This is a genomic window from Sphingobacterium arenae (assembly GCF_014692505.1).
In the GTDB taxonomy this organism is placed as follows: domain Bacteria; phylum Bacteroidota; class Bacteroidia; order Sphingobacteriales; family Sphingobacteriaceae; genus Sphingobacterium; species Sphingobacterium arenae.
In genome coordinates, this window is sequence record NZ_JACNYK010000002.1 from 393,627 (window position 1) to 416,882 (window position 23,256).

Genomic DNA, 23,256 nt, shown 5'->3' on the forward strand with positions numbered 1-23,256 from the left:
ATCACTGCTATTTTAACGCCCCAACCATTTCTTAAAAAAAGCTATACCCGGTTCCACGATAGCTTCGTGTCCACCTTCGTGCATAATCATATCAATCTGATTTTCTATTCCTAACTTCTTATAGTGTACTTTTGCACGTTCATATTCTTCCATAACCTGTGGCCAATGTGCAATTCGATCTTTCTTGCCATGTTGTATCTGCAAGGGTCTCGGTGCGATCATGGAAACTACATCATCATCTGAAAATTCTTCTAACCAACCGGGAACATATACATAGTCTTCCTTCGTCATAATAAAAGATGAATACCGTTCGTCTGGCACAACCATCTTATTTCTTCGTTCGTTGAACCAAGCCGAAACAATTCCTGCTTTAATCCGGGGCTCTAATGGCATCCAAAACATTGTTGCCATACCACCTAATGAGACACCCCACATCCCAATACGATGTCTGTCTATCCTTTCATCTTCCAACACCATATCCAATAAGTGCTGCATACGCGAAAACTCAATCCCCGGAATGCTAGTTTTCGCTAACCTGGCATACCGTTCTATATTATTGCGTCGTTCTATCGACCTCAAGTTCAGTGGTGCTAAAACGGCAAATCCAGCTTCCAACAGCTCTTTTGCATACGCGTGATAACTTTTTCCATTTTCAAAAGGTGTTTCTGGGCCACTTCCAATACCATGTTGAGCGATGATGAGGGGCACTGGATCATCCTTACTTGTTCCTTTTGGAAATGCTAAAATCCCTTCTGCCACAATATCACCAAGCGGTAAGGTTACCCATTCTGCATGAACACCATTAACTTCGTAAGAGATCTTTGTCATTGCACCTGTTTTTTCTAAGATGGGCGGATGCAGAACCTCTTTCCATCTGCTACGGTTCGGCTCAACACTCCTCTCCAGCGCATAACCGCTGCTATAATCTCTGTTCCAAAGTCGACTGGATCGTTCCTCATACCCATCAACCAAATAATCAACTAAATAATCTTTCAGTTGCTGTTCGTAGCTATCGATACGTGCATCGTCTTCTTTTTTAGTCAACGTTTTTTCCTGACCTTTAAGAAAGCAAGAAATCATTATTAAAAATAAAACTAGCAAGTTGCGATTGTATGTGTTGTTGATCATACGTATAGAGTTTATATATTGCTTTTACGGTATCTTTAATCATAAAGTGTGAGCGCTTCTTCTCCTGAGAATAACAATTCTTCTGTGTTCAGTGCTTCCTCTATATTCGCTGTACCAACCCAAGAACCAGTAGATCCATAACTATTGGAGTATTGATAAACAGCACTAAATTTTGCGTTTCTGCTAACGTTTTTACCGAAATATATCTTATCAGCTTCCAATCCCAGCTGGACAGACATTATATTTTGTTTATCCAAGACGGTACCTGTCTGTAACTTTTCCCCGTCGGCGATTGATAATCGATAATTACGATTCTCGGGATTAAATCCAGAGCTGTGAAACACGACTGCATGCAGTTTATTCTGGTTACCCATATTTCCATAGCTAAACGTATTATCAATAATGACATAATTCGTACCCATTCGCTCATTGCCTGGATCTGTGCTGTTTGAAGCAGAAACCTCGATAAAGGCGGGATTTATACCAGACAGGTATGTTCCGGTTGAAATAAAATCATTTCTAAAAAACACCCCCCTATCAACCATATTACCTCCAAAAAGAATAAAAGATCCAGAGCAGTCTTTGAAATAACTATCCACTACTTTCAGTCCGGTAGCTCCTCCTAACACGCAAATCACGTGAGCATTTTCATCTACTCCAATACGCTCAAATCGGGAGTTCACCACACGGATATCATCCGTCGTAGATTCATAGATACCTAATGCCGCAATACTAATATTAGGCAGGTCCTGCATATAGCAATTTTCCAGCATAATGTGTCGACTGTTTCTTATTTGCAAAGCATGGTCTGTTGAAGCACCCGTGAATTTAAGTCCGCGCAAACGGACGTTATAGCAATTTTCTAACGTCATCAGTGTGGGAATTCCTCCCTCAAAAATACATCGGTTTATTGCTTGAGCAGATATCATCAGTGAATACTCATCGTGTCCAATATTTTTAACAACAATAGGTTCAGTTAAAGTATATTCACCGACTGCAAACCGCACTAGGACGTGACCTGTATCGAGCGCTGTCTGAACTTCTTCCCAAAAAGCCCCATCTAATGTCGTTTCTGAATTAACTGTAAAAACCGTATCTGCTTTAAACACGACAGTCTCTGTTGAATCCCGTCCGGGATTTAGTGATTCTGGTTCGGGATTTGATTGTTTACATCCGAACAGAAAAAGTGTCATAGCGATAACACACGCAATATTTATTTCTGTTAGTCTCATGGGATAATTTCTATCGTAACTTCTTTGATAATTGTCTCCTGTTCTTTAATAGTAGCATTGGTTGCGACAAAGTATGCTTTATAGGTGCCGGGCTTAGTATAGCTATATGTAAAAGTTTCCGTTTTCGCATCTGAATTTCCTTTTACCTTAACCGGGCGGTCGGGTCCAAGATCTTTCGCCCCAAAATCAAATCCCTTACTAACGCACCAATCTTCCGTATAAGCAGGGACACTACTCCAATTGGAGTTTGCTCGCAATGTAATCGATCCGGAGGCAACACTGGAACGGCCGCTTGTCTCTTTCGGTCCGACATAAAACAGTTCGAAACCGCCTGTGAGGTGATTCGCCAATAAAGTCGCTCCAATCGTTGTTATGCTCGTGAGTGCTAGATTATTTATATTCCAAGTACGGGGAGCGGCATTGGTAGCTGGATCCTGAATGAAACGAAACGCGATATACAGCGGCATCCCCTCCGCCACGACATCTGCTAGATCAGCTACGCCTGCAGGTACATACGCATCGGTGGTAGCTAAGGTGAATCGATCAGTAATATCTATCCACTTAGCACTTTTAATCGCATCAATATTCCTTAACCCAGAATAGTCGGTGGATGCCAACACAGAAAATTGGTTGGGTTGCGTGCCATAAATTACTCGATTATTGAACGACAATGTCGCTTCTCCAGGCGGAACAATCCGACCATTTCGATATTCATAATCGCATCCTATTTCTCCCGAGTAAAATGTAATTATACCGGGTTCCCCCGACAGCTGAAATGTAATTTCTTCATCAACAGCATATGTGGACTTTTCTATAACTATGTCAAAGTCGTGCGCCGCAGTAATTTCCAACGAATCGTCGCAGGATGTTTCTAGGAGGAAACCTACAGCCAAAAAATAAATGAATATTTTTTTCATCTTTTTAACGGTTATTATCCGGTTTACCAGCCGGGGTTTTGTGTCATCAATTTATTAAGCATCAGTTCGGCAGCCGGAATAGGCCATACGGTATGTTTTTCCTGTTCTGCATTTGCAAAACGATCTCTGTAATATGGAATAGTCGTGAACACACGCTCAATGTCTTGTTGGACAGTGCTCATCTCAAAAGAAAATATTCCCCAACGAATAAGGTCAAACTTACGCATTTGTTCAAAGGCCAGTTCGCGCATACGTTCATCTTGCACCTGGGTTTTAAAATCAGTATAATCCAAGCCATACAGATCATGCGCTTCCACATTTTCCGCTTCCGGCAACAGTTTACCAAATGCTCTTCTACGAACTTGGTTTATCGCGTTGTAGGCGGCTTGCGTTGGGCCATTATTCACTTCGTTTTCGGCTTCGGCAAACATCAACAATACATCAGCGTAACGAAGCAAAGGAAAGTTCTGAGGCGTTTGCCCTACCGCTTTCGGAAGCAAGGTTTCGTATTCTCTGCGGAATTTTGCAGCCTGTCGATTATATAATGATGATTCCGAAATGGCATTAATCATCGTTTTGGCTCCATTTTCCCCTGTATTATTGTACGTGAAATCTGCGATATTCCAATCTCTTCGAAGATCTCCGGTTTCGTATTTCCTATAATGCTTAGCAGTCGTTCGTATCCCTCCAAATCCGTTCCCTGTATTGTTATTTGATGTCTGTGGTCCATTTGCAAAACCGACATACCCTGTTTCCGTGTAATTGTCTGTTCGGTTACCCCAGAATTCGACCTCAAAAATGCTCTCTTTAATATCGTACTCATCTCTCGCAATTTTTATAAATACATCTGAATAACTGGGATTCAATGCATGCGCGACCGCATCATCTTCCATTACCTTAAGCGTCCAACTACGTGCTTCTGCAAATTTAGACTCGTCTTTCAAGGGATTCCCAGCCATGTATAGGCAAACTCTCGCTAAAATGCCCCTGACGGCAGATTTATTGATCCTTCCACTAAATTGTATCTCATTAATGTTCGGCACTAATGCTTCAGCCTCCTTCATATCCTCCAATATTTGTGTATAGACCTCCGCAAGGCTATTTCGCTGGCTATCTGTTTCTTTCGCAGAGGCTGTAGGCGTTATAAAAATAGGAACCCCACCCCAAAGCTGAGCAAGTACAAAATAATAGTAACCGCGTAAGAATAGTGTCTCTCCTCTGATACGACTCCTGATTTCAATCGGAATACCGGGATTTTTATTGACGTTCGCCAACAACACATTTGCTCGGTTAATTCCTTGAAAAAGATTACGCCATATAGTATGCGTATCATTATCGCTAGCGGCTTGGTTAAAGTTTTGGGGACCTAATACAGGAGTTGATCGCGCAAAGTACCCCTCATCTCCTTCCATGCCTGTTCGATATAGCCAAACCGTGCCATACACACCTCCTAATATATCGTAAGTACCAGCTAGTGCTGCCATCAATTGACTCTCTGTTTCGTAATAGTTTACCGGAGCAAGGAAATCATTTGGATTTTTTTCAAAAGCTGTCTCACAGGAACTGGTTATCAATACAGTAGCCAGTATAAATAAAGTTCTTTTCGTGTATCTCGTTATCATGATGATTATCTAATATTATTAAAACGTTGCCTTAAGTGCAAAAACGATCGTTCTCGGAATTGGATAGGCAGAGAAATCAAATCCCGGTGTCAATACCGAATTTCTTACCGAAACCTCAGGATCCATTCCTGTATAGTTAGTCCAAGTCCATAAATTTTGTGCTGCCAAACTCACGTTGAGTTGCGTTATCGCCAAGGGGCGTATAATATTTCTTGGAACTTCGTACCCAAGTGAAACTGTTTTCAACCGCATATAAGAGCCATCCTCCAATACCCGGTTGGAATGGTAGCCTGTTACTCCTTGTCCTCTGGCTCGAAACAACGTACTATTTGGATTCTCCGGCGTCCACCGATCTGCATAACTTGCATATTGATTGATATTTGTCCGAATATTACCATTCCCTTCAAACATCAGTCGATTGGCATTGTAGAGTTTATTGCCATAAGACCACTGTAGGAATACATTCAGAGAAAAGCCTTTGTAAGTAAAATCATTATTGAAGCCACCACCGTGGATTGGCAGGCCGCGACCAAGTATCGTTAAGTCGTCGGAGTCAACGATTCCATCGTTATTGAGGTCACGATATTTAATATCACCAGGTCGGATATTATCACGTCCCGTACCGTTATCGGGCTGCGACGGTTTCAATACATGTACACCTTCTGACGGATTATCAAAATCGCTATAGTTATAGACACCTTCCCAAACATAGCCGTAAAACATGCCAGCAGGACGCCCAATTTCCGAAATATACAGTGGATTGGCATTATATTGTGATTCGAAAGACGGCGTAATGAATAATTTGTCCTGCCCTTCGGTCAATGCCAAGATTTTATTTCTATTAAAGCTGATGTTAAAACTAGAAGACCAAGAGAAGTTTTTCTTCTTAATATTATCAAAAAACAGTGTGATCTCTAATCCTTCATTGCGCACACTACCGATGTTTTTCATGGCCGAATTAAACCCCGTCGAGGTAGGTAATAGCGCATTTAACAACAGGTCGCGTGTGTTCTTTCTATAAACGTCAATGATGGCCGCAATGCGGTTGTCAAAAAAACCGAGGTCTAACCCTAAATCCACTTGTTCAGTCGTTTCCCACCTTAAATCTTCATTTCCTAAATCAGATACAATCGCTCCCAGTGTTGGTGTGGCATTCTGCCAAGAATAAGAAGCACCGAACGGTTGTGTCAGACTAGGGAAACGGACATATTCGCCAACTCGGTTATTTCCTGTCCATCCATAGCTAGTCCTAATCTTAATCTCCGAAATTCCGGATATTTCTTTCATCCAAGGCTCTTCATGCACATTCCAAGCTGCCGCCATCGAAGGAAAATATGCCCAACGGTTCACCTTATCAAATTTCGAGGAACCATCGGCACGAATCGTTGCCGTAAGTAAATATCTCGAATCATAATTATAATTGAAGCGTGCGAAGCCAGACATCAAAAAGAATTCTGAAAGCAGCGCTGTAGTTGCATAAGGCGTACCTTGGTCAATGCCGCTCATACCCAGATTTTCATTCGGGATCTGCTGTGTCGAAAAGCCGTAGGCATTATAATTTGATTCCTGAAAAGATAAACCTGTCATTCCAACTAAATGATGTTTATTGTTGAATTTTTTAGTATAGGTCAGCGTATTTTCATTAGACAACGTAATCCGCTCATTAAAATTAACCCTTGCATTGATCGCACGCGTATTAAAGTAACTAATAAGACTACCTTGTGGGGTTCTTGAATTAAAAAACATTTCGTTTCGAGCGTCTCTTCGGGTTACAGAGCCCGTCATTCGCAATATCCATTCCGGCAGGAATTTATACTCTGCGTAAACATTTGTGAGGAAATCTGTCACAAAGGTAGGTTGGTAAGCATTTTCACTGGTAACAATCGGGTTGAACCTAGCATCATATTGATTAAGCGCTTCCTCATCAATATCTTCTTCTAATAAATTGATATTGATATTTCCAGCTACAGGCCGATATCCCCACACCCGGCTAAGCAAGTATGTCGTAAAAGAAGACCCTTCACCTGATGCGACATTGGTACCGTAGGTTTTTCGTTTGCTCATATTAGCCATAATACCCACCTTCAATTTCTTACTTAACGACTGGTCTATATTGATCCTCCCCTGATATCGATCGTAACCAGAATTGAGCAGAATTCCATCCTGACTATAGGCAGACCCAGACATAGCATAACGCGTCTGATCTGTTCCTCCGCGTATTGCTATCGTATGAATTCTATTCAGCGTTTTCCGAAACACCTGATTCTGCCAGTCGATTCCGGGAACTTTTCGATAATCCTCCAAAGTGAGACCGCGTGGATCAAACCCTTCTTCGGAAGGATCCAATTCGCCCGGGGTATAGGATCTATAACCAGCACGAGAAAGCTCACGTTGATAGTCCACAAATTCATAAGGATTCATTACGGAAATGGTTTTTTGTACCCCCTGAAAGCCAAGGGTATTATTAAAAGTAACTATTGGTTTTCCGACTTTACCTTTTTTCGTTTCAATAATAATAACGCCATTTGCACCTCTCGATCCATAAATAGCTGTAGCGGATGCGTCCTTCAAAATATTTATGGAAGCAATATCGTCTGGATTAATGGCTCCATTGTCTGGGTCTTCAACGGGAAATCCATCGATAACATATAGCGGAGCATTGCTCTGTGTCAAGGAGTTGGCCCCTCGGATGACAATATTCATTTCCTGTCCCGGCTGTCCATCTGTTGCGGAGACGCTAACCCCGGCGACACGCCCCTGTAAAGCCTCTGTAAACGATGGTACCGGTGCTTTCTCCATATCCTTCATTGATACGGTACTAACCGATCCCGTTAAGTCTTTGCGGGCTATTTCTCCGTATCCAATCACAACAACTTCTTCCAAACGATCTTCCTCCACACGAAGTGTAACATTGATAATACCTGTCGCAGAAACATTACGTTGCTCGATGTGAAAGCCGATAAAACTGTAGGTCAGTACATTTTTCCCAAAGACTTCCAACTTATAATTCCCCTGCGCATCCGTAACAGTCTGATAGGTACTCCCTTGGATAAATACATTCACACCTGGCAAAGGATTGCCCTGCGGATCTATAACACGTCCAGAAACAGTATAACGTTGTTGCTTCTTAATCCTCTCGTCTTTCCCCTCCCCGAAGGAAAGAATCATCTCCGCCCGCTCCTCATTGTGGGTAGTCGAATAAGTTACAGCATAGCTGCTGTAAGAATTCATCCAGAAAAGTAGGATAAAAGACGACGTAAAAAATGGTAAGTATTCTTTTTTCATAAAATATTTATGTTGGTTAAACTACGTTTACGTTACCGAAAACATTCTCATTAGAAAATAAGATGGACAATATTTATATTATTTTTTAACCCACCTCCGTGTTCGAACTTTTTATTATTTATTTGATTTATAAATTATGGTTACGTTACCGATGTGACATGAAACGTCTTTAGCTCTATTACAATAATAGTATTATATATTAATATTACCAATATTTTTTATTGAAATTTATGATAACGTAACCATTGACGGACGTTAATCAAAAAATATATGCTCTATTTGGGCGTTACGAAATAATTACCGGGCTCTGTCATCTCCGTATATCCCGTATGCTCCTTCCCTCGGACATCTATATTCTGAATAATATGGCCTGCTTTGCGTATCTCCCATTTTCCCTCCTTCAGCCCCATAAGAACGACTTTCGTGATGCCCTCATGCTCCACTAAGATCGAAAACGGTTTCTTAACAGGATGTTGTGCTGCAAATACAATTGTATTAGCTCCGATATTTATCACTTCCCCTTCTTCATTGGTTGTACGCGTCAATGGCAATGGAGATTTGTTTCCGTCCACCATTTGAAATACTGTTACAAATTGATTGTTCTTATTCGGTTTCTTGTAGCTGACCATGAGTCTATGGCCTTTCCCTTCTGGATAGTTTGTTTCCGGCACTTCCAAAGCAACACCAAATACATTGGTTGCTAGGGAATCAGACCATACTTCTTTTGTATAGCTTTGCGAATCTGGATTCAGTATCGTCACATATGTTTTGCCTACCCTTCCTCCCAATTTATTGTGTATTACAAAACCATCGTCTGTTACCTCCGGCAGATGATGTGTATTTATCTGCCAGTATTTTGCAATCTCTTCATTTTTCGTTTCAATATTATCTATCAATATAATGGCAGCTGGTACATCTTGTCGGTCCAGATTGAGAAAACAGAAATCTCGGACATAATGTTTAACCTTATCGGTGTATGCACTTTTTAAATCCACCGAAAAATAGCTATAAAAAGGTTTCTCTTTCGTCGGACCTACGTCTGTAGCCAAAACGCTTCCATTATGAAACCAAGGATCCGACTGTATCTGTTGTGGAGATACCGGAGCGCGTTGATTGAATCGAGTCCCACCATCGTTGACTTCACTTCTGTAGAATAGCTCTTTCGGATCGACCGCCAACATCATACTATGGGCAACCGAACGTTTGTTGAACCCCATATCATATGGCGTACCATAGAACCTGTAAAGGCCAATATCGCCGACCTGAAATCCTCTATAATAGATTTGCAAGGATCCCGCATCGGCATGTTGATGATTTCCAAAATGGTAACCGCCTCCTTTTATCTCTGCAACCACATCGTCGCTGTCCGGACCTATATTCCAACCTGTACGTGCTACCATAGAGCCTAGTATTGGTCCAAAATCTTTTGTCAGCGGTAAAGATTGTAAACTAGGTTCTGCCTGCAAATCGGGGTCATTTAACAGCAAGTACAATACGGGATTGTTTAGATTACCATGCCTTAAAAACTCTCCTTTTACAATGGGGTCCTTACTATAAGTATACATTAAGAACATGACCAAAGGTGATTTCCAATAATAGGGCTGATCCGGTCTACCCGACGTAAAACCATCCCCGTCCCGTAACATTTCACCACCTGGAGTCCGCATATATAGCCAAAAATCCGACAAATTCTTTAGGTTATCATCGAAAACCATCTCGCCCGTCATCCGGTAGTAAAGCCAAGCCGCATGCATTTCCCAAGCAAATCTATACGCCCCATAGCCTATTCCCTGGTTGTGCCTGGGCGACTGATATTCAAATTTACGCATGGGCACGAGCTCTTCAAGGATTGCATAGGACACGTACTGATAGGGAATCGGGTCTTCATCGTAGATAGCAATGCTCATCGCCAGAAAATCCCGGTTTACCATGGCTTCATTCCCGTGTCCATTCAGTATTTTCGTTCTAAATGGCGGCCAACCAATCTCCATATCCATAGCCAACCGCATCAGGTTTTTGATCATCGTCTCCTTTTCTGCCGTGGTCAATAAATCGTAAGTCCAATCGTAGACCAAAGAAGCCGTGTAAATAGCCCGTCCGAGTTCCCTTGTAATATCCAACAGATTACCAAACTCCACATTTGCCAGATAACTGACCGTGAGGTCAATTGCCTCACGTCCAATCTCTTTTTCTCCGGTCATGAGGTAATAAAAGGCTTTCTTTTCCACCGCTTTTTCCAAATCCACATTATAGGAGATTTCTTCTTCGCTGTTAAACGAAAACCCAAAGGGAACTATGGCTTCTTTTTTCAGCTTTTCCCATGTCGTGCGATTTTCATCCTTCAGCAGATTTTCTCTGACCAAGGGAAGAGATTCCGCATTGACCCACAGCCGCGGGCGGCTAGCAGGAGGCTTTACACGGGGTTCATAATCTGCAGCCGCTTGTGGGACACGCGGTGGCACATAAGGTTGTATTTCCATATATTCCAATCGCACACCACGAGGCAGCCAGACACGAATATCTTGCTCTCCGCTATCTAAATAGAAAATACCTGTTTGTTGCTTCGGTCTATTCCAGGGCACATAAACAACTCTTTTCGTTGCCCTGTTTTCGCCAATCTGCATACGCATAAAAAGCGATTCAAATTTTGTTTTTGCTTTCTTCATCAATGCTGCGCCCTCCTCGTCCGTAACGGCATACGTATGAATAAGATAGTGTCCTGCCTGCCGCACGTTGACAGTGAAAATCATATCAGCGACTTGCCGTTCACCATTTACGGCCTCGCTGATTCCTTTTTTTAACGTGATACTCTGCTTACTCTCCAATCGATCATCGGTCACGATGACCACCGTTTCGGAGTTCACATCTGCTTTTCGACTGTCTAATTTATAAGATTGCGCCCTAAGATCGATCGTCGATTTGGTCTGTGCCCAGATAGAACATATTCCACATAGGGTGATCAGCAAAAAACTGATAACCCATCTCCTGTTTATCCCCTTTATTGGTATGTGAACATATTTATTCTTCGTCGTTAAGTTCATAATTTTGCATTAGCTTTTGTATGAATTCTTGTTTTAACTTTACGCCATTTTCCCTCATAGCCTGTAATGTTCGGCTATCAAACATGGTCTGTAAATGATTATATTTCACGGCACGGTTTAATTCGATAAAACCCAATAAATTTAATGCTTCTATTGCTGGTTGACCATCTACAACGGGAGCGGATAAACGGCAGTTCACAAAACTGGCTCCTTCTTTGCAATCCAGCGTAAAAGCTTTGCGTTTATACGCCCGTGGGTCAGGTCGCAATACACAGTCCCATAAGGTAATCTTCCCCATCAATCCCCCCCCTTCCGGGGTCTGCAACGCGTGAATTACGCTATTCCGGACATCAATATCCAGTTTCATCGCATCAAAAGAAGCGGCCAACCTATTACAACGCGCAATATATAACTGTAAGTACAATCCTTCTTCAACGAGAGCAGAATCATTGGATACAAATTGCATATTCATTTCCATTTCCAGTCCCTGTTTATTATCCAGGTACTCCAAGTCGACGTCCTCTAGTAGTATTTGGCTCGTGGCATGTACATTATTGTTCGAGCTATCCCGAACGACAAAATGTTGCGGATCGATTAATTTCATAACTTTCACTCCCTTCCGTCCCCCTCGAACACGGATATTCCTGAATATCATATCACGCGGAAAAAATAGTTTATGGCCGTTCTTCGTCTTTGAAAAGGACGGCGCATATAAAACCCAACAGGGATCCGTCCTTGTATCTTCCCCGAGATCAATTTGTAGATTTTCAACCCGGATTCCGTGTGCAAGCCCAATAGGGTAGCCATATTCGAAGTCTGCTGGTGAAAAGTACAACACCGCCCGCATTCTTCCAGCGGGAGGAATAAAACGACAATTGGAAATTTGTACATATCCGTCCCACTTCGCTCCATAATCTCTTCTAAAATTAATAAACGAAGTGCTACTACTTTGGGTATTTTCGACTGTGAGCTGCCCACCTCCGGTTACAGAAAGACCACGATAACCAATCTTTGAATCTTTTATATGAATATTCCACGCATGAAAATGGACATCGATACGATTTAAATGACATCTGTTTATATAAAGGTCTTTCATCAAGTTGGTACCAAACACACCCCAGTGGACAACACCTCCTTCGGCCATAATATTATTAAAACAGCTTTTGAGCACACGGGCTCCACTAATTCCATAAGTCCCTGCCGGCACATCTCGCTCTGTTCCTTCACGATCCTGCTCCCAAGGTATCAAACGTATATTTTCTAATGTAATATCATAAACACGACTAAAGTTGTAAAAACCTGTTCGTGGGTTCATGGACGTATCTACGGCATCTTTTTCCATCCCGACCCATTGATTACGGATAATTGTACGGCTCCTTGTGATGGTGAAACCATTATGCCTATATCCTTTCACATCTTGTCCTGGTCCTTCGCCGGAAATATAAAACGATCCTCCCTCCACGATCAGATAACAATCTTCTGCTGGATAAGCAGTCAGATGTGTATAATCTTTAAACGTCCATGCGATATCTCCGATAATCCTTCCGTGCTCTTCCACATAAAAGAATTCCTCTTTTGCCCAAGAAGCTCCTCCATAACGCGCTCCGGCACGATAGCCGATGCGGTCGTTATCATCTCGGACGATGATCAATGTATTTTTATAGGAAGCCAATTCTTCAAATTGCTGTATATTCGGTTTAAGCTGTTTCAAGAATTTCCGTTTCGTCTCATTATCCCACGAGATATCCTGCGGTTTTTGATAACTGGTAATGATAAAACGTGGAGTATTCTTCGTATTTGCGCTCTCCGAAATATGAAAAACAGTCATGCCCCAATCTACATTCGTGCGTATATGTATGGTCTGTGACGCCATTAACCAATACTCTCCGGTGACATTTACAACAGGAAGCTTATGGAGGTTCGCATAATCGTGCGCTTGTTTAATTTGATCGCCATCATCATCCATGCCATTGCCTTTCGCCCCAAACATCGCATAATTTACAGCCTGTACCCCGACTAACCGAGCTAACAGGTTCGTTTCCAATTCCCATTCCCCAATTTGTATGTCCTTATTTTTTTCACTTAGATACAGTTTATAGCTAGCACCTCCTCCATCGCCTACTTCATGATAACCTAACGTATGCACCACCATACCATTTTCCAGCTGGTTGTCCAGCAACATCTCCATCAACGTATCTTTAACAATCAAACCGGAGTTTGGAAAACCGTTATCCCTATCCATCATTGGTTGGTTCTGTAGCGAAGCATCTACATTTTTTTGTAATAAAGAGGCACTTCCCACGCCTAATAGCCCCAGTATTTGCCGTCGGTTCATATTTGGCTTCTTATTCATATAGATATTCTATTCATATATTGACAATCCTTCATATAATTAATCGGTAATACGGACACGGAATAAGCTAGCATGCGTAGCGTAATATAAGTGCCCATCTTCCTTCACCTTGGCCGTCCTCGCCCCTACCAACGATGCGTGTTCACCCAAAACCTTCCATTCATTACTTGTCGGATCCACCTGCAGTAACCGTCCATTGCGTGTATCTATACCATATATTAACCCATCGGCTCCGAGCGAATCACTCAAACTAATCCGCATCGCCTGCCCACTAGGATTATCCACAGGCATGGTTGTAACAATTTCCTTTTTTACCGGGTCAAATACAAACAAGCTGTTGCGAGCTGCCCCATATATCAAGCCATTATTGCCCCGTACGGTATTTTCGTAAACAGACGCACCGCTTATCGGTTTCCCCTGATAAGTGGTTTTTTTACTGACGGGATCCCATACGACAATGACAGCCTCTTTTTCGGTTGGTTTCGCGCTTGAACCTCCACGGACGGATGATGCTAGCAGTAATTCGCCGGTTTCAGGTATCGGTGTTACAGACATGAGGCTCTGGTTGGGTACAATATCCTTAAAGACCTCCACTTCTAGCGATTCTGGGTCTATCCGCACCAATGTACCTCCCAGATAGCCTTTGATAGGTATCGTCGGACTATATATATAACCGTCGGGTGCAAGCTGCAATTCCAACAGCCGCTCCTGCTTTGCCAAACGGTGCAAATGAGCTACTGGCTCACGGTTAATAGGCATATTATCCGCGTCTAGAGTAAATACATCAATGAAGCCGCCTGTGTAACTCGTCATAAACAAACGATCCTTATAAGCTAAAATATCATACGCCTGGACACTGCCCCGTGTTAATATGCCCAAATCATTAATTTCTCCTGATTGCATATCATAAGTAAAAATATTACCTGGCTTCATTCCACTACCGTATAGCTTACCGTTATACACGTCACCTATAGTCAATATTTCCCGTGCCGCGGGTTCAAAGGTGCTCTGAATGATCGATTTCTCTTCATTCTCGTTGTTCTCCACAACCAAATTTCCCGCTCTGTTGAGATATAATGCACGCTTGTCCCCGTATAAGTTATCCAGTATATTGACGGTTGCCTCCTCCACCTTGCTCTCCACGATACGTGCTTCTGTACAGCGAAAAGTTGTTTTTCCTTTTTTACCGTACACATGTCCGTCTGCTGCCCGCCAAATCTGCGGCGCGCCATACGTCATCAGTTTTTCCGAAAGAATCTGTTTCTTTTTTCCTGTTTGGTGATTATAAGACCACAATTCTCCGTGCTGCATACCTGTTGCGAAGTATACAATGCCATCGTTATCAGCTTCGGGATTGATCACATATTCACTCCCTTTAGAAGCAGACACCCGATCAATAATAGTTACCTCCTCCGTCTTCGGATTTAGTACAGAGACTGCTGCTCGCGGATATGTACCTACATAAATTAAACCTTCAGGAGAAATAGTATGGCTGTTTTTCATCCAATACTGCGCTTTGCTTGCTTCTCCAATAGTTTTCAACTCGTTTAGGCGCACATCGTATTTAAAAAAGCGTCCCGGCTTTCCCGAATACAGATAGATATAGCGCTCCGAGTCTTTAAACAATAACAGAGCATTCGCTTTCCCATACTGTGCCAAGTCCACTTCAATAAGCCGTCCATTCTCCATACTCACGCCTACCAATGCATTTCTCTCGGCATCGGTAAATGCGCCCCAAGCAATTGGTCCGGTGATTTCATCTCTTGTCACAAACTCCATAGCTAACGGTACCCTAATCGGTTGTCCTAGCTCTTCAAATTCATATATTTTTTGCTGTGCAATGCATAAACTACACGAGCTTAAAACAAACAGACAAACATAAATTACCCCATTTTTCATCCTATATTTTTTGATTCTGTATTTTACACTACCTATCTCAACAATAACGGGTACGCACCCGAAACTACTCCAATAAAAAAAGAGCCCCTTCTTTCTTAAAATATTTTATTTCGTTTTGTTTATAATCTGCGGTACATGTATATAAAATAACACAATTATTTTCAGAGTAACAAACGTTCGGGACATTGCCATTAAAACGTAACGATTGTTTTACGATCTCTTTGTCAATAACATAATCCTTTTACCCATATAGGTTATGCCTCCGCTATCTGACACAAGTAATTTGAAAACAAATTATGAGGTTAAAGATCAGACAAACAACTATTTATACATATCCTTACGTATCGTTTTGCTCCATATTACCCCCATTTTGAGCTACGGCAAGGACATGGCGAGGAATCTCTTTGTCCTGACGAAGGACTTCTTTTCATCGTAGAGGTACCTCAATGCCACACCGAGGGGTATCCACATCTCCAAGAAGAACCGATCTATCAACAAGAGGGACCTCTATACCTATATGTCGTCTGTGCCAATCGTTATGACGGACCTCAACGTAACGCTGAGGGACAACAATAAAGTATTGCTGTTGCTCAAAACGTTATAGAGGTATGCGCTTGCTGTTGTGAGGGGCGGATACACGTCAAAGAGGGGCAAGTAAGATGTATAGATGGACGGATATCGTTTACTGAGGGAGCTCTTTCTGATGCAGAGGGACAACGAGGAACGCCAGAGGTACATCTTCGCTTTGTTGATGGTAGGAGAAAATGCATATCGCTACCTCGATATGCACATGAGGGGTGTCGTCAACTCCAAGATGTACAGCAACGGAATCTCGAAGTATCTCAAAACGATAGGAAAACGTGTCATGTTCGGACAGCCCCCCGTTTGCCGAACAGCGTTACGAATTAATTTTTGTTTAGCCATTCATTGATACGTATATCGGTATTGAATTTAGTATAATGATTGTATATCCCCGTCATCCATAATACAATCGGGTCGCCTGTAAATCCAAAAACAACATACGGTCGTACATTATCGATTTCGGATTCTGTCGTAATTTTTGTTGTAATCCAATTTTTTCCTTTCTTTTTCCAATGTTCCACTTCGAAGAAATGGCCTACCTTCCGAGACAGATAAACGTTAGACGGATCACGATGGTTTAAGGAAATCCCTCCCGAATAATGAGGTTCCCTTACCTTCTCTCCAGGTTCTACAATCGGCATCCATCCACCTGCTTTACATATTTCTTCATCAAGCCACCTATTCCCGTTCCATTTTGCATAGTGATAACGGTGGTCTGTATCCTGCGGGAAGCGTGGGTAAACAACGACAGGGTGTCCATCTTTAGCAAGAGCCACGTCTGCAATCCAAGCTCTTATACTGTCCTTTTCTCCGGCATATACTTTATGAACATGTTGATGTTTGATGGCAGGGCCCTCTATTGAACCAATCAGATCTCCATTGGTTTGATGAAACATTCCTTTTTTATAATAAAAATGATACACTGAATTTGTAGGCTCTACACTTGGATGTCCATCTGTAAATATAAAATCTATTCTGTCCTGACCATCTGAATGAACTTTAAGATATGGTCTGTTCCTTGGCTTGTCTTTAATATTCTTACTTGCAATCAGCACTTTCGGATCGCTCCAGGTATCCCCCAGATCATCGCTGAATGAAAAAGATGGTTGCCAGTCACTGCCCCGCCAAAACATATAAATTCGATTCCCTTCGTCCTGCAACATAACCGGATGAGAATACGTAATGCGGTTTCCTCCAAAAGGAATAACCCGTTCTTCACCCCATTCGGTAATATCCTCTGGTTTTTTACTTATCCTCATAAAGAAACGGCCATTATGTTCTGTATAAAAAGCGATGAGACGGCCATCAGGTAAAAACAAAATGGAAGGAACATTGTGGTCATCGATTTGCAATTCCTTATGCAAAACAAACCTTCTCACTTCTTTTGATCTGGAATCCCTCGAATTTATGACAACATCTCCCTTACTGTTAATGTAGGCATAATATATCTGCTCGTTAGCTCCTTTATAATATACCGCACGCGGATCCGAAAACCAACACCAAGCTGCATCCTCGGCTACAACGATGTAGTCGGTTGCTTGAAATTGTGCTCGGGAAAAAAAAACAAAAAAAACCTGTATAAAAACTAGAAATACAACCGCTGTTTCTCTCATTTTACTTTCCATCAAGCCTTCTAATTTTGATATTCCTAAAATACGCTTTATCATGATGATCTTGTATTAGAATGTAACCGGATGAAGCTTCTCCATAGCCTTTATATTCTCTAAATTTGGTCCGTTCGACGAGTTTAGAAAACTCGTCGGATCCACGTTCATAGCTTAATACCTTCTTTCCATTAAGCCAATGTTCAACACTTTTACCTTTGGCGACTATTTTTATCCGATTCCATTTCCCGGGTTCGTTCAGCACTTTGTTCTTAGGAGCGTACAGAAGATACAAAGAACCCGTACTGGTTTCAGGACTCTTGCCATCCCTTACCGTTTCATGCTTAGAATCGTCTATTATCTGAAATTCAGGTCCATTTAACGCCGTTTTTCCTTCTACAGTCTTCAGTTCTGAAACAAAGTATTTTATTCCAGTGTTAGCTGAATCAGCCAATTTATAGTCGAGCACCAGTTCGAAATCTGTAAACTGTTCACGGGTAATGATATCCCTACCCATCCTCCCCGGAAGAAGCACAAGAGTCCCAGGTTCAACAGTCCACCCTTCTTTTGGAAATCTGTCATTACTGATGCTTCTCCATCGAATATTGGGATCCCTACCGTCAAATAATAATTCCCAACCCGCTGACTTCTCCATTGCGCCCAAATAATTATGCTGCAGACTCAACATCCCTTCTGAAAAACGCCGACCGAGTTCAGACGCGGAAGGACTATCAAAATGCGTCCCATCTCCCTTATGCCAAAGCCCTTCAGAAGAAACAACTGCGGTGTGAGGCACCGTAGCCTCAAGTTTATCTAATTCTTTATTGATCAATTGATAATTATTCCGATATCTACCTAATTGCCCGGCTACAAACGGCAATTCTGGGTCACCGACTAACGCACGAACTCCCCGAATCAGCTTTTGCAACTTATCCAAATAAACCTTTGCAGATTTTTCGTTACTGTCTCCTTCCCCTTGATGCCATATGATCCCCTTGACGTTTCCAGTTTCCATAGCTTTCCTGATTCTTTGTTCCGCATCATCAAATGGATGCGTATGTGTGGCTTTGTCGTAAACTGCCGGCGCCCAACTAGCAATCGATGTTCCTCCTACGGCACACGGAACTAATCCGATAGTGATATTAGGATCAGCTTCGGCCATTGCCATGCCAAAAGTCAAACCAGGCCCTACGCCGGCAATACTAGGTTTATCGAAGTGTAGAGGATGTACTGCCGTAACCCATTCACCGGCTTGATTGAGCATCCTGACGCGCGAATGCTGTTGTATGGCGTACTGCTCAGTCACTTGCCCTCTCCCCGCCATATTGGATTGCCCCATCAAAATATAAATGTGCATATCCTTATCTTGTTGCGCGAATACTTGAATAAACGCGCAGCTCAAGAATAACTTAAGGTATATTAAAATTATAGTTTTATTCATCTTTCGTGATCAAATCGTCTTACCACTTATTATTTCAATTCTGTTCATATAATGCACTGAAGAAAGTTCCCACCTCATCATACATTTCGACAGTCATCCTGTTGATTTCGCAGACCGGATATTTTACCTTCAGTTGATTTTTAGCGCCATATAGTTCATATATCCGATATACTGGCCTCATCATTTCTTTTAATGCCTGGATATCCGTGTACCGGTCTAAGTCCGGGGCCAAGATCAATATCGGTTTTGGTGCAGCTGCTGTAATAATTTCCCCGAAATCTACTGGTACACGTTCTGGATTGTCCGCAAATACTCCCAGTCTGGGTATAAAACCGTGTAAGTGAGAATAGATCCGTAAAGACTCGTACTGACTATTAGAGCTTCGCCAGGGGGAGAATGCAGCCACGGAAGCAACTCCAGCTACCCGATCGTCCAATGCAGCTGTCATTAAAGAAACACTACCACCCATCGTGTTACCCAATAAATAAATATGGGAATCGTCTAGATAGTCGATATCTTCTATCGCGTCTATACAGCCTTTAACATCAGTAATCATCTTACCCATTTTTGACCACTGTGGATACCGCAAATAAAAATTTTTGGCTTCCCAAATCCGAGTACCAAATCCATACATATCTATCGCCATGACAGCAAAGCCACGTTTCGTCAACGATTCAAAAAGTTCCTTCGTTCCTCGTCGCCCGTCCTTATCGTAGCCCTTAGAAAAACCCGTGGAATGCGCATACTGATGCAAGTAAATTATTACTGGTAATTTTCCATTCAGTTTGGTTTTAAGATTCCCAAATTCGTTTACCGGGCAATATAGAATGCCTGAAACGTGATCTCCAACAGCGCTATATGGACCTAAATAAATTTCTTTAGCTCCTTTTATGGTCGGTACAGGGTTGATTTTTTCGATCCAATCTCTAATCGGTGGGATCCAGCTACCCACATTAGTCGCCCGAGCACTGGGCGGTTCCTCGCCTAATATCCAATCTAGGTTTTCCAATATTTTACGCTTATCCTGATTAAAATCTTCAATGTCAGAATAATTCTCTTTGAGGCTTATGGAGGTTAGTTGCTCTGCTCTCTCCTGAATACCTGGATGGTTCTCTCGCCATTTTTCGTAATCGTAAGTATAATAGAGGTTATTCGTCCATTTTAGTGGAGTTCGCTTAAAGTGGATGTCCAAAAAATCAATGGTTTGTTCCACATCTCTTGCGGCAACACCGTGCGATCCCATCCGAGTGAGAACACCAATATTATCGGGAACATCTAAGAAATCGTAAACTTTTTTGACCGAGTAGTAATTTTGTTCATTAGACCAAGAATTTAACCCTGGTTCTACAAGGGAATAGTGGTACAATAGGGGGCGTGGAGCAATCAACGCTCCTAATAGGTTCTGGTCAATTGGTAATTTATCTTCTCTCCCAAAGTAAAACCTCAATCGTGGATGAAACCAATGAGCGTTCCAGGCAGTCACATAATCCAATGTTTCACTTGCATATTGAGGATCTCCGTATCGCCATGGAGCATCTCCACCTGTACTGGAACTACTCGATACTACCGCAGCTATACGCTCGTCAAAAGCTGCAGCCCACAAAGACTGCTTGCCATTACGAGAGTGCCCTGTAATGGCAATCTGTTGTTTGCTGACTTCTTTTCGCGTGGTTAAATAATCTACCACCCTTGATGCTCCCCAAGCACGGCGCATTAAACCACTGAAATCGTATTCCGGGTACAGGAACATATAAAGGTCTGTGTCATCTTTTAAATCTGCTGCTGCATATACGCAGCTTATATAGCCTCTCTTAACCGCTAACTGCGCCCAGTCGCGATGGTTCCACTGCGTCATGAACACCGGAAATGTTCCCTCTCCATTGGGGATCATTAATTCCACAGTCATCTTAGCTTTATGCTGTGGACCGAAACTTAATCGAATCATTTGTATCCGTAACCCATTCTGCTGCAGTGTATCCTTTAGGATCTCAGCTTTTACATTTTCAGGCGGCGGCGGGGCATGTCCCGAAACCCATTGTTGATATGTTGCTTTAATCCATTCACGCTTCTCCTCCCATTCTTTTGCGGTCGTTATTGGCACGTCCTTTCCGTCTTTATTTTGCATTAGGGGCTCCGGTAGCATAGGTATTGAACGCATTTTGGAAAAATCGGGTGGTAATTCTCCACTTCGATGTAGCCAATCTTTCCAAGTACTATCCTGAACGGATACTCTTCGGGTATTTTTCCGGAAGCGTTGCTCTATATTGATTTTAAGCGTCTCGTTTAGATATTGATTCTGTCGATCCACCGAGCTTTGTGGCCATCCGTCATTTGAAAGAAAACCCCAAAAAGCGAAACACACAATGATCATCTTTTTCATTGAACTCTTGCTTAATCAACGTGTTTACTAAACAGCCAATAGATTGGCTCCAAACAACACGAAAAGATAGATAATAATGATGGACATGACATTCAAAAAAGCGCCGCTCCGTAACATGTCCTTCAGCTCCACGTAGCCTGAACTGAAAACTATAGCATTGGGAGGTGTCGCTACCGGTAGCATGAAAGCACAGGAACTTGCCATAGTTGCCCCGGCTAATAACCCGATGAGGTCGGCTCCCATTCCTGCACCTAACGCGATAAGCACGGGCAGCATCATGCTTGCGGTAGCGGTATTGGAGGTAATCTCCGTTAGAATATTAATACCGGCAATTACGATGAAGATAAATAATGTAGCTGGCAAAACCTGAACGTTCTGTAGCTGAAAACCTAACCAAGTCGTTAAATCAGTCTGTGAAAAACCGCTCGCAATAGCTAAGCCTGCTCCGAAGATTAAAAGTACACTCCAAGGAAGTTCCTTTGCAACATCCCACGACATCAACCGTTCACTACTTCCCTTCCGTGCAGGAATTAAAAACAAGAGGAGAGCACAAAAAATAGCAACGATCGTATCGTCCAACATGGGCCATAGTTTAACTAGTAAAAATGATCTGGTTATCCACATTATCGCTACGAGCACAAATACGATCAATACCCGTCTCTCGGCAGTACTCATCGGAGGCAAAGGTTCCAACGTGATTTTTATTTCTTTTCCCCTAACGACCTTATATCTTGTAAGATAAAGCCACGTAACCAATAATAGGATACAGCTCAGCGGTAGCGCAAATATCATCCAATTAAGAAAAGTAATTTCGATCCCCAATGAATTCTGCACTATGCCCGCAAATATAATATTGGGAGGAGAGCCAATAAGCGTTCCCATCCCACCTATTGAGGCGCCATAAGCAATACTGAGCATCAAGTTTTTGGAAAATGGTTGGATGTTTTTGAAATGCCCAATAACAGACATGCCGATAGGCAGCAACATAATCGCAGTTGCCGTATTAGAAAGCCACATAGACAAGAAAGCAGTCGCGATAAGAAAGCCTAAAATAACTTTTTTCTCGCCCGTCCCCATGACACCTATAATCTTATAAGCGATCCGCTTATGTAAATCCCATTTTTGGATAGCCAGTCCAATAATAAAGCCCCCCATAAATAAAAAAATAAACGGATGACCGTAGGCTGAGGTAACTTCTGCTATGGGAGCTGCATTAGACAACGGAAAAATAACAATAGGCAACAGCGAGGTGACCGCAAGTTCCAACGCTTCAGTAATCCACCAATAGGCCACCCATACCGTGCAGGCGAGTACTGCCAGCCCCTCTTTGGAAAGTCCTTCAAAAGGTAAATTTATCAGGATAAAAAACAACAATGGACCGATAATCAAGTGTATTCGTTTATTAGACATTAAATCTGGATTTTGGTTGAGCTTTTATTCTTTAAAGATAGTTTATACGACTCTAATGTAAACAATCATTCGCGATATCTCATCATACATGGACACTTTATATTTGTTCAACTCGAAGTTAATTTAACAAGACCAACAATTTCCTTTCTTTTTCATGGATATTTAATTAATAGGCACCGTTCATCGACCTACAGGAAGAGTAATATACGCCGCAGGGTATCTACAAAGATGATACTCATTCGCTTCTGGACGTATTCATGTTGTCGACGCAAAGGATGGTATGTGACTTTTCAGCACGCTCTTGTCCATAACTCAAGTAAGGATTTACAAGAAAAACAAAAAAAAGGAGAAACAAAATTCTC

Annotated in this window: 12 protein-coding genes; all 12 read right to left on the bottom strand. The window is 42.2% G+C overall.

Translation table 11 applies throughout. The annotated features are described in order from the left end of the window. Positions 1-12: 12 nt before the first annotated feature. Complete coding sequence (locus H8B17_RS08020) at positions 13-1,044, bottom strand: alpha/beta hydrolase family protein (RefSeq protein ID WP_190308679.1); 1,032 nt, start codon at positions 1,042-1,044, stop codon at positions 13-15. Between the two features lie 119 nt (positions 1,045-1,163). Further along, on the bottom strand, positions 1,164-2,360 hold the full coding sequence (locus tag H8B17_RS08025) for a hypothetical protein (RefSeq protein WP_190308680.1): 1,197 nt from the start codon (positions 2,358-2,360) through the stop codon (positions 1,164-1,166). Next, positions 2,357-3,277 (bottom strand): DUF5017 domain-containing protein, encoded by a 921-nt coding sequence (locus H8B17_RS08030; protein ID WP_190308681.1) that lies wholly within the window; start codon positions 3,275-3,277, stop codon positions 2,357-2,359. The genes H8B17_RS08025 and H8B17_RS08030 overlap by 4 nt, the downstream gene beginning before the upstream one ends. 23 nt (positions 3,278-3,300) lie before the next feature. Further along, positions 3,301-4,899: a RagB/SusD family nutrient uptake outer membrane protein gene (locus H8B17_RS08035; protein ID WP_190308682.1), complete on the bottom strand. Its 1,599-nt coding sequence runs from the start codon at positions 4,897-4,899 to the stop codon at positions 3,301-3,303. A gap of 18 nt (positions 4,900-4,917) precedes the next feature. After that, the gene (locus H8B17_RS08040; RefSeq protein WP_223816435.1) at positions 4,918-8,184 is read right to left on the bottom strand and encodes a SusC/RagA family TonB-linked outer membrane protein; all 3,267 of its coding nucleotides are present in this window, start codon (positions 8,182-8,184) and stop codon (positions 4,918-4,920) included. 275 nt (positions 8,185-8,459) lie between these two features. Continuing rightward, positions 8,460-11,225 carry a hypothetical protein gene (locus H8B17_RS08045; protein WP_190308683.1) on the bottom strand — a complete coding sequence of 922 codons (2,766 nt, stop codon included), beginning with the start codon at positions 11,223-11,225 and terminating at the stop codon, positions 8,460-8,462. Further along, on the bottom strand, positions 11,203-13,578 hold the full coding sequence (locus tag H8B17_RS08050) for a hypothetical protein (RefSeq protein ID WP_190308684.1): 2,376 nt from the start codon (positions 13,576-13,578) through the stop codon (positions 11,203-11,205). The genes H8B17_RS08045 and H8B17_RS08050 overlap by 23 nt, the downstream gene beginning before the upstream one ends. A gap of 39 nt (positions 13,579-13,617) precedes the next feature. Then, a complete protein-coding gene (locus H8B17_RS08055; protein ID WP_190308685.1) occupies positions 13,618-15,357 on the bottom strand; it encodes a ligand-binding sensor domain-containing protein in 1,740 nt (579 codons plus the stop codon). 1,025 nt (positions 15,358-16,382) lie between these two features. After that, on the bottom strand, positions 16,383-17,726 hold the full coding sequence (locus H8B17_RS08060; protein WP_190308686.1) for a BNR-4 repeat-containing protein: 1,344 nt from the start codon (positions 17,724-17,726) through the stop codon (positions 16,383-16,385). Further along, positions 17,674-19,020 (bottom strand): sialate O-acetylesterase, encoded by a 1,347-nt coding sequence (locus H8B17_RS08065; RefSeq protein WP_190308687.1) that lies wholly within the window; start codon positions 19,018-19,020, stop codon positions 17,674-17,676. Before H8B17_RS08065 ends, H8B17_RS08060 begins: the two co-directional genes overlap by 53 nt. Positions 19,021-19,138: 118 nt before the next feature. Next, positions 19,139-21,484 (bottom strand): alpha/beta hydrolase family protein, encoded by a 2,346-nt coding sequence (locus H8B17_RS08070; RefSeq protein WP_190308688.1) that lies wholly within the window; start codon positions 21,482-21,484, stop codon positions 19,139-19,141. A 27-nt stretch (positions 21,485-21,511) separates the two neighbouring features. Further along, on the bottom strand, positions 21,512-22,894 hold the full coding sequence (locus H8B17_RS08075; RefSeq protein WP_190308689.1) for an SLC13 family permease: 1,383 nt from the start codon (positions 22,892-22,894) through the stop codon (positions 21,512-21,514). Positions 22,895-23,256: the final 362 nt, after the last annotated feature.

What these genes read in the sequence shown, in the direction of transcription:
- H8B17_RS08025 (WP_190308680.1), bottom strand. Translation starts at nt 2,360, where the DNA reads ATGAGACTAACAGAAATAAATATTGCGTGTGTTATCGCTATGACACTT.
- H8B17_RS08030 (WP_190308681.1), bottom strand. Translation starts at nt 3,277, where the DNA reads ATGAAAAAAATATTCATTTATTTTTTGGCTGTAGGTTTCCTCCTAGAA.
- H8B17_RS08035 (WP_190308682.1), bottom strand. Translation starts at nt 4,899, where the DNA reads ATGATAACGAGATACACGAAAAGAACTTTATTTATACTGGCTACTGTA.
- H8B17_RS08040 (WP_223816435.1), bottom strand. Translation starts at nt 8,184, where the DNA reads ATGAAAAAAGAATACTTACCATTTTTTACGTCGTCTTTTATCCTACTT.
- H8B17_RS08045 (WP_190308683.1), bottom strand. Translation starts at nt 11,225, where the DNA reads ATGAACTTAACGACGAAGAATAAATATGTTCACATACCAATAAAGGGG.
- H8B17_RS08050 (WP_190308684.1), bottom strand. Translation starts at nt 13,578, where the DNA reads ATGAATAAGAAGCCAAATATGAACCGACGGCAAATACTGGGGCTATTA.
- H8B17_RS08055 (WP_190308685.1), bottom strand. Translation starts at nt 15,357, where the DNA reads ATGGAGTTTGTGACAAGAGATGAAATCACCGGACCAATTGCTTGGGGC.
- H8B17_RS08060 (WP_190308686.1), bottom strand. Translation starts at nt 17,726, where the DNA reads ATGATAAAGCGTATTTTAGGAATATCAAAATTAGAAGGCTTGATGGAA.
- H8B17_RS08065 (WP_190308687.1), bottom strand. Translation starts at nt 19,020, where the DNA reads ATGCACATTTATATTTTGATGGGGCAATCCAATATGGCGGGGAGAGGG.
- H8B17_RS08070 (WP_190308688.1), bottom strand. Translation starts at nt 21,484, where the DNA reads ATGAAAAAGATGATCATTGTGTGTTTCGCTTTTTGGGGTTTTCTTTCA.
- H8B17_RS08075 (WP_190308689.1), bottom strand. Translation starts at nt 22,894, where the DNA reads ATGTCTAATAAACGAATACACTTGATTATCGGTCCATTGTTGTTTTTT.